Origin of the sequence: Microbacterium gorillae (genome assembly GCF_000826185.2) — a bacterium.
Taxonomy (GTDB): domain Bacteria; phylum Actinomycetota; class Actinomycetes; order Actinomycetales; family Microbacteriaceae; genus Microbacterium; species Microbacterium gorillae.
Window position 1 is genome coordinate 433690 of the sequence record NZ_LN648875.1, and the last position, 14728, is coordinate 448417.

The 14728-nt window shown below is 69.9% G+C and carries 17 protein-coding genes; 7 read left to right on the forward strand and 10 right to left on the reverse strand.

Going from position 1 to position 14728, the window contains the following annotated elements:
* Positions 1–160: 160 nt before the first annotated feature.
* The 3 genes from BN1193_RS11565 (at position 161) to BN1193_RS11575 (ending at position 2440) form a co-directional block, all read left to right on the forward strand.
* Complete coding sequence (locus tag BN1193_RS11565) at positions 161–937, forward strand: DNA-formamidopyrimidine glycosylase family protein (protein ID WP_040166526.1); 777 nt, start codon at positions 161–163, stop codon at positions 935–937.
* A 295-nt stretch (positions 938–1232) separates the two neighbouring features.
* Positions 1233–1640, forward strand: a complete 408-nt coding sequence (locus BN1193_RS11570) for a transferase (RefSeq protein WP_040166527.1) — start codon at positions 1233–1235, stop codon at positions 1638–1640.
* A gap of 254 nt (positions 1641–1894) precedes the next feature.
* Positions 1895–2440, forward strand: coding sequence for a LysR family substrate-binding domain-containing protein (locus BN1193_RS11575; protein ID WP_230206555.1), 546 nt, complete (start codon positions 1895–1897; stop codon positions 2438–2440).
* 60 nt (positions 2441–2500) lie between these two features.
* Here BN1193_RS11575 and BN1193_RS11580 read toward each other — a convergent pair whose 3' ends face one another.
* Positions 2501–2980, reverse strand: a complete 480-nt coding sequence (locus BN1193_RS11580; RefSeq protein ID WP_052460732.1) for a hypothetical protein — start codon at positions 2978–2980, stop codon at positions 2501–2503.
* A 74-nt stretch (positions 2981–3054) separates the two neighbouring features.
* Between BN1193_RS11580 and purU the strand changes: the two genes are divergently transcribed.
* Complete coding sequence (gene purU, locus BN1193_RS11585) at positions 3055–3918, forward strand: formyltetrahydrofolate deformylase (protein WP_040166533.1); 864 nt, start codon at positions 3055–3057, stop codon at positions 3916–3918.
* A 57-nt stretch (positions 3919–3975) separates the two neighbouring features.
* On the opposite strand, the gene BN1193_RS11590 is transcribed toward purU, so the two are convergent.
* Both BN1193_RS11590 and BN1193_RS11595 read right to left on the reverse strand, forming a co-directional pair.
* Positions 3976–5484 (reverse strand): S8 family peptidase, encoded by a 1509-nt coding sequence (locus tag BN1193_RS11590; RefSeq protein WP_326845050.1) that lies wholly within the window; start codon positions 5482–5484, stop codon positions 3976–3978.
* A 191-nt stretch (positions 5485–5675) separates the two neighbouring features.
* On the reverse strand, positions 5676–6392 hold the full coding sequence (locus BN1193_RS11595; RefSeq protein ID WP_326845051.1) for a dioxygenase family protein: 717 nt from the start codon (positions 6390–6392) through the stop codon (positions 5676–5678).
* Positions 6393–6451: 59 nt separating this feature from the next.
* Between BN1193_RS11595 and BN1193_RS18055 the strand changes: the two genes are divergently transcribed.
* Positions 6452–6805, forward strand: a complete 354-nt coding sequence (locus BN1193_RS18055) for a hypothetical protein (protein ID WP_154670789.1) — start codon at positions 6452–6454, stop codon at positions 6803–6805.
* Positions 6806–7002: 197 nt separating this feature from the next.
* On the opposite strand, the gene BN1193_RS11605 is transcribed toward BN1193_RS18055, so the two are convergent.
* The 4 genes from BN1193_RS11605 to BN1193_RS11620 form a co-directional block, all read right to left on the reverse strand.
* Positions 7003–7326 (reverse strand): hypothetical protein, encoded by a 324-nt coding sequence (locus BN1193_RS11605; protein ID WP_052460691.1) that lies wholly within the window; start codon positions 7324–7326, stop codon positions 7003–7005.
* 59 nt (positions 7327–7385) lie between these two features.
* On the reverse strand, positions 7386–8213 hold the full coding sequence (locus BN1193_RS11610) for an aldo/keto reductase (RefSeq protein WP_040166537.1): 828 nt from the start codon (positions 8211–8213) through the stop codon (positions 7386–7388).
* An 81-nt stretch (positions 8214–8294) separates the two neighbouring features.
* The gene (gene gdhA / locus BN1193_RS11615) at positions 8295–9641 is read right to left on the reverse strand and encodes an NADP-specific glutamate dehydrogenase (protein WP_040166539.1); all 1347 of its coding nucleotides are present in this window, start codon (positions 9639–9641) and stop codon (positions 8295–8297) included.
* 313 nt (positions 9642–9954) lie between these two features.
* Positions 9955–10863 carry an AraC family transcriptional regulator gene (locus BN1193_RS11620; RefSeq protein WP_040166541.1) on the reverse strand — a complete coding sequence of 303 codons (909 nt, stop codon included), beginning with the start codon at positions 10861–10863 and terminating at the stop codon, positions 9955–9957.
* Positions 10864–11051: 188 nt separating this feature from the next.
* On the opposite strand from BN1193_RS11620, the gene BN1193_RS11625 reads away from it, so the two are divergent.
* Complete coding sequence (locus BN1193_RS11625; protein ID WP_195907856.1) at positions 11052–11444, forward strand: DUF3054 domain-containing protein; 393 nt, start codon at positions 11052–11054, stop codon at positions 11442–11444.
* Positions 11445–11508: 64 nt separating this feature from the next.
* A complete protein-coding gene (locus BN1193_RS11630; protein ID WP_407662112.1) occupies positions 11509–12285 on the forward strand; it encodes a GTP pyrophosphokinase in 777 nt (258 codons plus the stop codon).
* Positions 12286–12349: 64 nt separating this feature from the next.
* On the opposite strand, the gene BN1193_RS11635 is transcribed toward BN1193_RS11630, so the two are convergent.
* From BN1193_RS11635 to BN1193_RS11645, 3 genes are read right to left on the reverse strand one after another with little or no spacing between them, the layout of a single operon-like run.
* Positions 12350–12964 carry an alkylhydroperoxidase domain protein gene (locus tag BN1193_RS11635; RefSeq protein ID WP_052460692.1) on the reverse strand — a complete coding sequence of 205 codons (615 nt, stop codon included), beginning with the start codon at positions 12962–12964 and terminating at the stop codon, positions 12350–12352.
* A gap of 55 nt (positions 12965–13019) precedes the next feature.
* Positions 13020–13673, reverse strand: coding sequence for a CMD domain protein (locus BN1193_RS11640; RefSeq protein ID WP_094770460.1), 654 nt, complete (start codon positions 13671–13673; stop codon positions 13020–13022).
* On the reverse strand, positions 13673–14698 hold the full coding sequence (locus BN1193_RS11645) for a putative FMN-dependent luciferase-like monooxygenase (RefSeq protein ID WP_040166542.1): 1026 nt from the start codon (positions 14696–14698) through the stop codon (positions 13673–13675). The genes BN1193_RS11640 and BN1193_RS11645 overlap by 1 nt, the downstream gene beginning before the upstream one ends.
* Between the last annotated feature and the right edge of the window lie 30 nt (positions 14699–14728).

The window sequence follows — 14728 nt, forward strand, 5'->3', positions numbered from 1 at the left end:
GTGTTCGAACGAGACACGCTGTTCGAAGGAGACACGGTGTTCGAACGAGACACGGTGTCCGAAGGAGACACGGTGTTCGAAGGAGACACGGTGTTCGAAGGAGACACGGTGGTCGAGGGATATCCGCGAACTGCCGCGAGCGGACGGAGAGGAGCATCCCGTGCCTGAGGGAGACACGGTGTATCGCGCGGCGCACGCGCTCAACCTCGTCCTCGCCGGGCGCGAGCTCACCGAGTTCGACCTGCGCGTCCCGCAGGCGGCGACCGTGGACCTGCGCGGTGAGGTCGTGCACGAGGTGGTGCCGCGCGGCAAGCACTTCCTGCACCGCATCGGCGAGCACACGCTGCACAGCCATCTGAAGATGGAGGGGTACTGGCACATCTACGATCGCGGTGCGCGCTGGCGACGCCCGGCATTCCAAGCCCGCGCGGTCGTCGGCACACTTCAGAAGCAGACCGTGGGCTTCGACCTGGCCGACATCGCCGTCGTCCGCACCCGAGATGAGGATAGCCTGGTCGGGCATCTCGGCCCGGACCCGCTCGCGGACGACTGGGACCCGGTGGAGGCGGCACGACGGCTCGGCGCCGATACCCGCGACATCCACGTCGCGCTGCTGGACCAGCGCAACATCGCGGGCTTCGGCAACGAGTACGCGTGCGAGATGCTCTTCGTCCGGGGTGTCGCCCCGCGCACGCCCGCTCCCGAGGTCGACGTCGCCGCGCTGATCGAGGTCGGGGTCCGGATGATCCGGATGAACGTGCAGCGCCCGGGACCCCGGGTCTTCACCGGCGACGCACGCCCGGGCAGGACCGATTGGGTGCACGGGCGTGACGGGAAGGCGTGCCGCCGCTGCGGCACCCTGATCCGGCTGGACCATCTCGGTGCGGATCCCACGAAGCTCCGTCAGGTCTGGTGGTGCCCGAACTGCCAGCGCTGAGCGGATGAGCCCGGGCCGGTCCGAATGATCCGGGCCCGCTCGATCGCTTCGGATGAACGCGATGGCGGTTTGGATGATCCGAGCCCGCTCGATCGCTTCGAATGAACGCGATGGCGGTTTCCGGCACGGACCGTCGCGGTTCTGGCGGATCGCTTCGAGCGACGCCGATCCTCCGTGTGCACAACACCTGCTCTCAGTACTTGGTCAGGTGCAGAGACCATTGTCGGAAATACCGACGCGCCCCCACGCGTTCCAGTTGACACGATCGAAAATCTTCAGATCGCAGGAGGATTCTGTGGGAAAGAACTACGTCGACATCGAAGACAACGGCGGGGAGACCCTCCGCTACCGCAAGCACGTGAACGGACGCGGCCTGGTCGCGCACGGTGCCCGGGTCGATGCCGGTGCCCTCATTGAAGCCGGTGCGTACGTGGAACCCCACGCGCGCATCGCCGCCGGGGCGCGCATCGCCCGCGGCGCCTGGATCGAGCGGGACGCCCTCGTCGGGCCCGGAGCCCGCATCGACGCCGACGCGCACATCGAGGCGAACGCCGTCATCGGCGCGAACGCGCACATCGGTGTCCGCACGCGCGTCGGCAGCGGCGCGCACGTCGCCGGCGACGCCCTGATCGGCGATGACGAGGTGATCGCACCGGGGCTGACCATCGCCACCGACAAGCGCGGACTCTGGCTCGCGGCCTGACCTCGCGTAGCCTGGTCCGGTGAGCAGGAACAACGGACGCGGCGCCTCCCGATCGGGACGCGTCGCGTCGTCGCGTTCGGGGGGACGCACGAACGCGACGAAGCACCCGGCGCCGCGGAAGCCGACCAAGCCCGCCCGCCCCGCTCCCGAGCCGCCGGCGCCGCGGAACGCCGCCCAGGGCCGCCCGCCCCGCTCCCGAGCCGCCGCGCACGTTCCGGCTGGGGGCCGTACCGGGTGCGACCCCGGGCAAGTGGATCTCCACCTGGCGCGAACGATTCCCCCGCGTCGCGCTGGTCCTGGTGCCGTTGGATGCGGCTGACGCGCGTGTGGCCATCCTCGCCGATGACGTGGACGCCGCGATCGTCCGTCTGCCGCTGGATCGCACTGACCTCGGCGTGATCGCCCTCTATGACGAGGTCCCGGTGGTCGTCGTCTCCGCCGACTCCGCCCTCACCGCGGCCGACGAACTGACACGTGCCGACCTGATCGGTGAGGTCGTGATCGTGCCCGCCGACGATGTGCTCGCCCTGGGCGAGATCCCCGGTACCGATGCCCCCCGATTCGCGCCACCCGCGACGACCGAGGACGCGATCGCGACGGTCGCATCCGGCGTCGGCGTCGTGATCGTGCCGATGTCCCTGGCTCGACTGCACCACCGCAAGGACGTCGAGTACCGGCCCCTGGTCGACGCCGACCCGGCCCCGGTGGCCCTCGCCTGGCACGCCGACCGCCAGACCCCGGACGTGGACGCGTTCATCGGCATCGTCCGCGGGCGCACCGCCAACTCGTCCCGGTCCTAGCAGGACGCTCGGAGCGCGAAGACTCAGATCGTTCGGCCCCGGTGAGCCCGCTGCGCCGGCTCAGTCCGCGCCGTGCAGCAGGGCGATGCGCTCCTCCAGGTAGGGCTCGAGGGCCGTCGGCGACCCCGTCCTGCTCCACTGGATCATCGGCACGCCGTCGCTGAGGGACAGCGGACCGGAGGAGCCTCCCGCGGCGAGCGCGGACAGGTCGAGAACCTGCCACCCCAGATGCACCACGGTGCCGGGCTCGATCCGGCCTCGGACGGCGGCGGCCCGCACGTCGGCGCGCTCACGGGCGGACTCGGCGGTGTACCCGCGGCGCACCGCCTCCGCCGCACGGGTGATCTCCCCGACGGAGAAGACCTGGTCATCGCCGATCAGCAGCGCACCGACGTGCCAGGCGGTCCCCACCGAGACGATCCGCGGTGCGGCCGAGAAGCCGAGCACGCGCCGGGGCGTGCGCCACTCGCCCAGCGTCTCGCGCGCGACGTCCCGCAGGCGGGAGCGGGCGTCGGTCAGCAGAGACGGCAGATCGGACACGATGTTCACGTTACCGGCGTCGATTCGTGCCGCGACACCGGGTGCGCGAGAATCGAGCGGGACGAAGGAGAACGATGACTCAGCAGGACACCGCGCGATTGCTCATCACGTGTGACGATCAGCCCGGCATCGTGGCGGCCGTCGCGGCGCTGCTGGCCGAGCACGGCGCGAACATCATCTCGCTGGACCAGCACTCCACCGACTCCGAGGGTGGGTTGTTCTTCCAGCGCCTGGTGCTGCACCTGGATGACTTCACCGAGAGGCGAGAGACCTTCGAGGCGGGCGTGCGCGAGCTGGCGGAGCGCTTCGGGATGACCTGGTCGCTGCACGACGGGGCGGTCCGCAAGCGCGTCGCGATCTTCGTGTCCAAGTACGACCACTGCATGCTCGACCTGCTCTGGCGCCAGCAGCGCGGTGACCTCGACATGGAGATCACCTGCGTCGTGTCCAACCACCCCGACCTGGAAGCCGCCGTGCGCGGCTTCGGCGTGCCCTTCGTCTACATCCCGCGCGGCGACACCCCCGAGAGCAAGGCCGAGATGGAGGACAAGCAGATCGAGCTGCTCGCCGGAGAGGTCGACTTCGTGGTGCTCGCGCGCTACATGCAGATCCTCACCGACGGTTTCCTCGCGCGGCTCGGCGTGCCCGTGATCAACATCCACCACTCGTTCCTGCCGGCCTTCATCGGCGCGAACCCCTACGCCAAGGCCAAGGCGCGCGGCGTGAAGCTCATCGGCGCGACGGCCCACTACGCCACCGCGGACCTCGATGAGGGACCGATCATCGAGCAGGACGTCACCCGCGTGACGCACGCCGAGTCCGCCGCCGAACTGCAGCGCCGCGGTCAGGACGTCGAGCGCTTGGTCCTCGCCCGCGCCGTGCGCTGGCACACCGAGGACCGTGTGATCGTGGACGGCCGCTCCACCGTCATCCTCTGACGCGAGAAAGACGACGCCCTCGGTCCGAGCGGACCGAGGGCGTCGTCGCTTTGCGGGTTACTGCACCGCCGCCAGGGCGTTCACGATGCCGTGCCCGTAGTAGCTGTTGTACTCGGTGTCCCCGACGCAGGCCGGGCCGTAGTTCGCCTGCGGGGCGGAGCACGGGGTGGCCGTCGCGTCATCGAACAGCTTCTGCGTGAGCTTGGCGTTCGACCAGTCCGGGTGCACCGACTTCATCAGCGCCAGCACACCGGTGACGTGCGGCGACGCCATCGACGTTCCGGACTTCGTGCCCCAGCCGTTGTTGTTCACGATCGTGGAGAGGATGGACGAGCCCGGTGCGGCGACGTCCGCCTCACCGAGACCGCGGTTGGAGAAGTACGACAGTGCCTTCGTGCTCGTCACCGAGGTGACCGTGACCACACCGTCCACATCCGCGGGAGCCTTGTGGCACGTCTTCGGGTCGACCGTCCGAGCGATCGGGTCGGTGTCGTTCGGGCTGGAGTCATCCGTGTTGACCTGGGAGACGTCCAGGCCCGCGTTGCCGAGGGCGGCGACGTTGAGCACACCGCGTGACTGCGACCACGCCACCGCGCGTCGCACGGCTTCGTAGGAGGCGGCCTGGTCGGCGTCATCGTCGCAGAGGAACATCCACGGGTCGACGTAATAGCTGTTGTTCGTGATGTCCATGCCGCGCTCGGCTGCCCACATGAAGCCGCACACCGCGTACTCCGGGTAGATGAACCCGCCGTCGTTGACGACCTTCACCGATGCCAGGCGCACGTTCGGCGCGACACCGGTGATGCCGACGCCGTTGCGCGCCGCGGCGATCGTGCCGGCGACGTGGGTGCCGTGATCGCTCGTGGTGGGGTACCAGCCCGTCGCCGAGGAGTCCGGGCGTCCGGCGTCACCGCAGTTGACCGAGTCCGCGATCGAGATGTTCGCCTGCAGATCCGGGTGGTCCGGGTCGATGCCACTGTCCAGGACGCCGACGAGGAGGTTGCGGGAACCATCGGTGACCGCGTGCGCCTTGTCGGCGCCGATCATCGTCATGTCCCACTGGTCCTTCTCACGCGGGTCGGTCGTGGTCGCCGGCGTGGTCGGCGCGTCGATGTCACCGTTGCTCGGCTTGACCTGTCCCTTCCAGGACGAGGCCCCCGGGCCCCACGGCGCCTGCACGCCCGCGGGTGTTCCCTCCGTCACCGGCGTGGTGCGGGTTGCTCCGACGGACTCGATGGAGTTCTTGCCGGCTTTCACCACGTCCTGACGGAATGTCGCGGACGTGGAGTGGGCGACGATCACGCCGATCTCCGGCCAGGTCTGGACGACGACGCCGCCCGCGGCGACGACCGCGTTCTCCACCTTGCGAACCTGGCCGGGGTTGGCCTTGTTCGCATTGACGACGTAGCTGTTCAGCTCGCCTTCGACGGAGGTGGCGGTCGGAGTCGTCGCCGGTGCGGCTGCGGGCGCGGCGTTGGCTGCCGTGCCGGCTCCGAAGGTGCACAGGGCGGTCAGAGCGGTGGCGGCGACCAGGGCGGCGAACCGCCCGCGGGAAGCGGACATCATGTGCTGGGCCTTTCGTGGGGATTCGCGACCGGAGGAAGGTCGCGGAAGCGGAGAACCGCTCAGCACATTTCTATCGATCGAACACCGGTGAAGGGTCCGTCGATGAGAGCGACCTCACATGAGGGTGCTCTCATGTGAGGTCGCTCGGCGGGACGACGCGGATCCCCGCCCCGCCGTCCCGCTGACTCGGATCACACCCCGATCGTGAGCGAGGCGGTGTAACCCGAGCCGGCATCACCCGACATCGTCGCGAGCTGATGCACGGCCTGGTCGTCGCTGAAGACGTTGTCCGTCGCGAGCGAGATCTGGGACAGATTGCGCACGGACTGCTCGTACCCGGTCGTGGCGTAGACGGCGGTGCACGCGGCTTCCGGCAGCGCGATCTGGGACGTCTTGACGATCGGCCCGTTGGAGACCGCGGAGTTCGTGTCCTGGTAGACCTCGAAGTGGATGTGCGGCCAACGGCCGGAGTAGCAGGCCGGGAAGATGGAGGTGAACGTCACCGTGCCGTCCGAGCCCGTCGCCTGCACGCCGCGCAGGTAGTTCTCGTTCTGGATGCCCTGGCTGTACAGCGAGTACTCGCCATCCCGATTGCAATGCCAGACGTAGACGCCGGCACCGGCCATCGCCGCACCCGTCGCCGCGTCGCGGACCGTGATCGAGAATGTCAGGGGCACGCCCTCCGCCGTGGTCGTGGACGAGCCGAAGCTGGAGCGGATGTCGCTGCGGACGATGCCGGACTCCGTCAGCACGTCGACCCCGTTGGAGCCGTCGCCCGGATACGGACCCTCGGTTTCGCTCGGCACCTCGTCGATCGGTTCGTTCGTCGGCGTCGGTGTGGGCGTGGGCGTCGGCGTGGGGGTCGGCGTGGGCGTGGGGGTCGACGTGGCGGTGGCTGCGGCCGTCACGGGCGGGTGGGGGCGCCGCGNCACCGGCCATCGCCGCACCCGTCGCCGCGTCGCGGACCGTGATCGAGAATGTCAGGGGCACGCCCTCCGCCGTGGTCGTGGACGAGCCGAAGCTGGAGCGGATGTCGCTGCGGACGATGCCGGACTCCGTCAGCACGTCGACCCCGTTGGAGCCGTCGCCCGGATACGGACCCTCGGTTTCGCTCGGCACCTCGTCGATCGGTTCGTTCGTCGGCGTCGGTGTGGGCGTGGGCGTCGGCGTGGGGGTCGGTGTGGGCGTGGGGGTCGACGTGGCGGTGGCTGCGGCCGTCACGGTCGCGGTCGGGGCGCACGCGGCCAGCAGGGCACCGAGCCCGACCGTGCCGAAGATCCCGAGCACCCGCCGGCGATCGATCAGCGTGCGGATGTCGTAGACGAGACCCCGGTGGTCTTCGTCCATGACCGTGCCATCAGGATTGATCCAGCGCGGGTCGGTCTCGGTCGTGGGGCTCTCGTCAGCGGTCATCGCGTCTCCTCGGGCGTCGGTCGAAGCCAGCGAACCGCCTGCGGCTATGCAATCACTATGACAAGGGCAAGGAAGACAGATGGATCCGGGCGGGATGGCCGACGATCACCGCTTGTGCACGACACGAACCGCGCCCGTGACCGGGGTCTGCTCGTTCGGGTTCGACCCCGCCAGTCGGACCAGCGGCGCCGTGCGCCGCTCGGACGGCGACACGCTGTGCGCCTCGGCGAACAGCTCGAACCGCCGACCCCGGGCGCGCGCGTGCACCCACGCCAGGGCCTCCAGCACCGAGTCCACGCCGCTGAGGTACCAGCCCTCCCGCTGCCACGGGCCGTCCGGCGCCGCGAAGGCGTAGAAGTTCACCCGATAGATCGGGTAGGCGAGCTCGTAGTCGTGCTCCGCGTCCTCGGTCCGGTGCGCCTCCAGCATGCCCACATCCTGCCCCGCCCGATCGCCGACGGCAATCCCCTTCGCCCCACCGGGTGGACTCAGAACTCCTCGTAGACGGCGGGGTCCTGGTTCTTCATCCGGCCGTCGGGACGACCGAGGGCGGTGATGCGGTCGACCTCGTCGGCGGTGAGGACGACGTCCGCGGCGGCGAGGTTCTCGCGCTGGCGCCCCGGATCGGCGGACTTCGGCAGCGGCAGCACGCCACGCGCGACGTGCCACGCCAGGATGGTCTGGATCGGGCTGATCCCGTGGGCCGCGGCGATCTCCGCGACGACGGGTTCCCCGACGACGTCATTGCCGCGCGCGATCGGGCTCCACGCCTCCGTGATGATGCCCCTCTCGCGGTGGTACGCCACCTGATCGACCTGCGGGAAGTACGGGTGCAGCTCGATCTGGTTCAGCACGGGGCGGACACCGGTCTCCGCCTCGATCCGCTCCAGGTGCTCGGGCAGGAAGTTCGACACGCCGATGTGCCGCACCAGCCCCGCCTCCCGCGCCGCGACGAGCGCGCGCCAGGCCTCGACGTACCGTCCGGTGACCGGGTTCGGCCAGTGCACGAGGTAGAGATCGATGGCGTCGAGCCCGGTGCGGTAGACGCTCTCCTCGATCGTGCGCAGCGCCGCGTCGTACGCATGATGCCGACCGGGCAGCTTGCTGGTGACCAGGACCGTGGCACGGTCGACGTCCGCCTCGCGAACCGCCCGACCGACGGTGCCCTCGTTCTCGTAGTTGAACGCCGAGTCCAGCAGCGTGTAGCCACTCGCCAGAGCGTCACGGACGGCTCGTACGCCATCCGCTCCGTTCAGTCGATACGTGCCGAGCCCGATGCCGGGCAGCGTGGTTCCGTCGTGCGCGGTGACAGTCATGCGACCACGCTAGACCGGAAACGGACGACGCCCGTCCGGCGCCGAAGCGCAGGACGGGCGTCGTGGCGTCCGAGCGTGGACTCAGATGACGCCCATGGCCTGCATCGCGTTGGCGACGCGGATGAAGCCGGCGATGTTCGCCCCCGAGGTGTAGCTGCCCGGCGCGCCGTACTCGTCGGCCGTCTTGAGGCAGCTGTCGTGGATGTCGCGCATGATGACCGCGAGGCGCCGGTCGGTGTACTCGAACGACCAGGAGTCGCGCGAGGCGTTCTGCTGCATCTCCAGTGCGCTGGTGGCCACGCCGCCGGCGTTGACCGCCTTGCCCGGCGCGAACCGCAGCACCGGGTGCTCGGTGAAGACGCGGATCGCCTCGGGCGTCGAGGGCATGTTCGCGCCCTCGGCGACGATGATGCAGCCGTTGCTGACCAGGGTGCGCGCGGCCGTCTCGTCCAGCTCGTTCTGCGTGGCGCAGGGCAGGGCGATGTCGCACGCGACGTCCCAGATCGAGCCGCCCTCGACGTAGGCCACACCGCGCTCGGCGGCGTAGTCGGAGATGCGCGCACGGCGCACTTCCTTGATGTCCTTGATGAGGTCGAGGTCGATGCCGTTCTCGTCGACGATGTAGCCGGCCGAGTCGCTCATCGCGACGACCTTTCCGCCGAGCTGGTGCACCTTCTCCACGGCGTAGATCGCGACGTTGCCGGAACCGGACACCACGACGCGCTTGCCCTCGAACGAGTCGTCGGACGCCTTCAGCATCTCCTCGACGAAGTAGACGGTGCCGTAGCCGGTCGCCTCGGTGCGCACCAGCGAACCACCCCAACCGATGCCCTTGCCGGTGAGGACCCCGGACTCATAGCGGTTGGTGATCCGCTTGTACTGGCCGAACATGAAGCCGATCTCGCGGCCACCCACACCGATGTCGCCGGCGGGGACGTCGGTGTACTCACCGATGTGGCGGTACAGCTCGGTCATGAAGGACTGGCAGAAGCGCATGACCTCGGCGTCGCTGCGACCCTTGGGGTCGAAGTCCGACCCGCCCTTGCCGCCGCCGATCGGCAGGCCGGTGAGGGCGTTCTTGAAGATCTGCTCGAAGCCGAGGAACTTGACGATCCCGAGGTAGACAGACGGGTGGAAGCGCAGGCCGCCCTTGTACGGTCCCAGGGCGGAGTTGAATTCGACGCGGAAGCCGCGGTTCAGCTGGACCTGGCCGGCGTCATCGGTCCACGGCACGCGGAAGATGATCTGCCGCTCCGGCTCGCACAGCCGCTGGATGATCGCGGAGTCCAGGTACTCGGGGCGCTTGGCGACGACGGGAGCCAGAGACTCGAAGACCTCGCGGACGGCCTGGTGGAACTCCACTTCGCCGGGGTTGCGAGCGACGACGTCGTCATACACGGAGACGAGACGGTCATCCAGTACGGTCATGAAACATCCGATCAGTTTGCGGGGCCACCGGTGAGGACGGTGGCCGGCGGGGCTCAGCGGCGGTCGGACCGCCGCATCGCCATGCGGCTGCGCGGCGTTCGACGCACTGGCGAAGGGTCGCTCCCCCAGCGCTCGGCGGTGACGACGATACGGGATGTGCTTCCCCCGCGCGGTCGGCACCGAGAGGCGTCATCGGTGAAGCCGCGGCCCCCTGAGCATACAACCCGGGGGCCGCCGAGCCGAATGCCGCGACATCCGGCGACGTCTCGACCCGAAATCGTGACGGGGAGTCCCGGCCCTGCATGTGGCGGAGTCAACCCACAGCGGAGTCCCGACTCTGCATCCGCGCTCGCGTCTCCGCGGCGGCCTGGTTCCGGAACACTGACGGGGACATTCCGAGCACGGTCTTGAAGGTGCGCAGCAGACGGTCCTCGGAACCGAGACCGGAAAGCCGCGCGACACGGCGCAACGGTATCCGCGGATCATCGCTGAGCAGCAGCTGCGCGTGCGCCACACGCCGGTTGCGCACCAGTGCCGCGATGGAGAGGCCACGCCCCTCGAACAGGGCGTAGAGGTAACGACGACTGACCCCGAGCCGGCGCGCCAGCGCGGCGGCGTCCAGTCCCGGGTCGGTGTACCCCTCCTCGATCAGGGCGAGCACGCGTGCCCGCGCCTGCGCGGCGATGTCCTCGTGCTCGGTGACATCATGCGCGCTGAGCAGCGCGAGCAGGGTCTCGAACATCCCGGCCTCCACCGCGAGCGCGTCGGCGGCGTCCAATCCGGCGATGGTGTCCCCGAGTTCGACGAGCACGCGCTCCACCGGGCCCATTCCCCAGGTCGTGCTCGCCAGGCGACGCGGCTCGATCCCCCGCGCCTCCAGGACGGTCGCCGGAACATACAGCACCGCGAGGTCGGAGCCTGGTTCGAGGATGGCCTCATGCGGATCATCCGCCATCAGCGGCATCACGGTGCCGGCCCCGACGACGGCGGCCCGATGGTCGTAGGTGACGCGAGCACGACCGGCGAGCAGCATCGCGAACTGCAGATCCGCACTCTGCCGGGCGCGCACCTCCGCTCCGTTGCGGGTGAAGGCGACGCCCCCGCCGGTGTAGTGGACGTAACCGAGACGCCTCCCCTCCCACGCGGCGAACGTGTCCGATCGCGGACCGGAGAGCACGGGCGCGACCCGGCGGCCGGGAGCGACGGCGGAGAGCTCACCCACCGTCGTCAATCGTCGAATGGGCTGTCGATGAAAACCGCCGTCGCTGCCGACGGGGCGTCGCGTGTCATCCGTCACGTCACACCTCCTGCCGCCCAGTGTCGGAGAACGTCGCCGCGAGCGCGCGTGAACGGGCCGGGAAAATCCTGGTGACGTCCTCCGCCCGGTCCCGGCGGTGCGACGATGGAAGCGTGAGCACCCCCGCACCCCCTCCCTCCGCCCCCCTGCGTTCCACCCTGCTCAGCCTCGGTCTGGACGCGGTGCTGATCATCGTGTTCGCGGCGATCGGACGTGCCAGCCACCACGAGGATCCGATCGCCGGACTGTTCACGACGGCCTGGCCGTTCCTCGTCGGCCTGGCCCTGGGCTGGCTCATCTCGCTCGCATGGCGCCGCCCGATGGCGATCGGGCGCACCGGGGTGCCGGTCTGGCTCATCACCGTCGCGGCCGGGATGGCGCTGCGCGTGCTGGCAGACCAGGGCACGCAGCCGGCGTTCATCATCGTCGCGACGATCGTGATCGGTGTGTTCCTGCTCGGCTGGCGTGCCGTCGCGGCGCTCGTCACGCGAGCGCGCCGCCACTGACCCGACGCTCGGCGTCCGCGTCCCACACAGCCGTTTCGTATGACCGGTGACTAGCGTTGCGGTCATGTCCTCGATCTCGGCCGACCCGATGTTCACGACCGGACGGACCGCCGACGCGGCACCGTCTCCGCTGTTCTCCAACGACCGGGGATTCCTCGCTCCCGACGGTGACGTCCTCCTCACGCCGGAGCAGCTGCGCGAGTTCCGGGACACGTTCAGCCGCTTCATGACCCAGTACGAATTCGGGTTGCGCGAGATCGAGACCAAGCTCACGATCCTGCGCGACGAGTTCCAGCTGATGCACGACTACAACCCGATCGAGCACGTCTCCAGCCGGGTGAAGTCGTTGGAGAGCCTGGGCGACAAGGTCCGCCGCCGCGGGCTGAGCCTGGACCTGGAAGAGGTCCGGGCGAACATCACCGACATCGCCGGTGTGCGCGTCGTCTGCGCCTTCACCCGCGATGCGTACCGGATGTTCGACCTGCTCACCGCCCAGGCGGACGTGGAGGTCAAACTCGTCAAGGACTACATCGCCGCACCGAAGGCGAACGGCTACAAGAGCCTGCACGTCATCGTCGAGGTCCCGGTGTTCCTGTCCACGGGCCCGGTCTCGGTCCCGGTCGAGGTCCAGTTCCGCACCGTCGCGATGGACTTCTGGGCGAGCCTCGAGCACAAGATCTACTACAAGTACGACGGCCGTGTTCCGGACGGTCTGATCGCCGAACTCACCGAAGCCGCCGGCTCCGCCGCCGAACTGGATGACCGGATGGCGCGCCTGCACGCCGAACTGCACCCGTCCCCGGCTGCGGCGAAGCCTGCGACGGGTCCACAGGACGTGTGAACCCGGCGCCGAGAATCTCGCGTCACCCGCGGGTCCACAGAATGCGTGGGCCGGCCGTGGGGAATCAGACCTCGTCCGAGGGTGCCACCGGACGCCCGAGGGAGAGCATCAGCCGGTTCGCCCAGTTGAAGAACGCGGCACCGTGGATGACGTCCGCGATCTCATGGTCGTCCAGGCCCGCCGCGCGCAGACGCTCGACGTGATCCGGACCGAACGCGAGCGGGGTGACGGTGAGCGCCTCGGCGGCCTCGACCACCGCGTTCCAGCGGTCCCCGAGCTCCGCACGGGTGCCTTCCGCGAGGAGGCGGTCGACGTCCTCCGGACGCTTGCCGTGGTGCGCCGCGAACCGCGCGTGCACGGAGGCGCAGAAGACGCACCCGTTCACCCGGGACGCCGCCGTCGCGGCGAGCTCCCGCTCCGCCCGCGGCAGGCCGTCCCTGGTGTTGTAGAAGATGTCCTTGTCCACCAGGGTGCGGGCCCGCAGCGCTTCCGGATCCCGCGCGAGCAGCCGGAAGTAGTCGCTGGACGCGCGGCCGCGGTCGACCAGACCGGCATAGTGGCGTTCCGTGAGCTCGTCCTGGGGCACCGGCTCCAGCCACGGCAGCCAGCCCACCTCGCCGCGCGTGAACGCGTGCGGGTGCACGGCGTCGTGGGTCAGGACGGGGGTGGATTCGGTCATTCGGACACCTCCGAGCGAGCGTGGAACAGAGCGAACGTGGGCGCAGCGGATTTCGTCATGAAGAAACCTCCGAGGTGCGGATGAGAACGCGCAGGCCGTGTGCCACGCGCTGTTGGAAGGCGAGGAAGGACACGAGCTGCGACAGCGAGACGATGCCGTCCGCGTCCCATCCCGCCGCGACGAGGGCCGCGATCGCCGCGTCGTCCGCCTCCCGCGGGCGGTGGACGAGCAGGTGCGTGTGCGCGAGCGCCGCGGCCAGACGCGCGCCGAGCGCCACCGTCACGGTCGCGTTCGGGTCGTAGCGACCTCCGTCCGTGCTCTCCCCGGCCAACCCCGCCTCGCGATAGACGCCGAACGGACCGGTTCCGGCGTGCGCGTCGGCCTCGGCCAGCACCACCTCCGCACGGTCCGGATCGATCGCCCGTGCGCGCGCGCCGTAGAACGCGGCGGTGGTGTCCACGGCCGCGAGCCGTGTCGTGAACGCCGCCACCAGCTCCCGCTCGGTCTGCGAGAAGGCGGCGTCCGAGACCGGCTCGAACAGCGCCTGGAAGGACGCCTGCAGCTGGTCCCGGGTCACCGGGCGCCGATCACGGAGCGCGGAGGTCCGCTCCCGCGTGGCCAGGTCCGCGCCATCCAGACCGAGGAGGGCGTCGACGACGTCGGTCGTCGCGGTGCCGGCTGCCGTCGCCGTGGCGGTTGCGGATGTCATCAGTGGGTCTCCTTCACAGACGTCGGCTCACGGGTGGACCACCCGAGGGCCGGCGCGACGTCGGTCGCGAACAGTTCGATGGAACGCAGCACGTGCTCGTGCGGCGCGTCGACGGAGTGGACCTGGAACGCCACCTCGGTGGCCCGCTGCAGGGTGGTGTCCGCCGCGAGCGAGGCGGCCACCTCCTCCGGTGTGCCCAGGTGGGTGTCGGTGGCGCGAATCAGTGCGTCGAGGTCGCCGTCCGGGATCACCTGACCGCTGCGGCGCAGACCCTCGGCGCCGCGGCGCAGTCCGGTCTCCGCGAAGCGGAGAGCTTCAGCGCGCGTGTCGGCCACGAAGACCGTCCGCGACGCGGTGATCCTCGGGGCGATTCCGTCCGGAAGCGCGTTCAGGTACGCGTCGATGATCGGCTCCTGCACCGCGGACAGCGACGCCGTGGGGCTCTCCGTCGGACGCGGCTGCGTGCGCGAGAGCAGCAGCCCGTCGCCGGGGGTGCCGGCTCGAGTCCCGCCGAACGCGGAGAAGGTCGCCTGCCAGATCCGCTCGCCGAGTGTCCCGGCGGGCGGGTACAGCGTATTTCCGGCGCCGATGTCGCCCCCGGTGAGCGCTGCACGCAGCACCGCCAGCTTGTCCTCGAAGTCCGCGGCCTTGTTCTTCACGTCGGCGCCGAACGGAATGAACGAGCTCGGCGTCCCGCCACTGCCCACGCCGAGATCGATGCGCGCGTGGCTGAGAAGGTCGGCCACGACGGCGTCCTCCGCCACGTGCACCGGCTGCTCCAACGGCAGCGTGATGACGCCGGTGGCGAGGCGGATCTCGCTGGTGTGTGCGGCGACGTGGGCCAGGAACACGAACGGCGAGGGCAGTCCGCCCTCCGCGGCCCGGAAGTGGTGCTGGGCCACCCACGCGCGCTGGATGCCGAAGCGCTCCGCGTGCTGGATCTGCTCGGTGGCGAGACGGAAGCGCTCCGCCGGGGGCGCGTCATCCAGCAGGCGGGTGAAGAAGGCCAGAGTGGGCGCGGTCATGACGGAGCCTCCGTTTCGGCGAATGCGGTC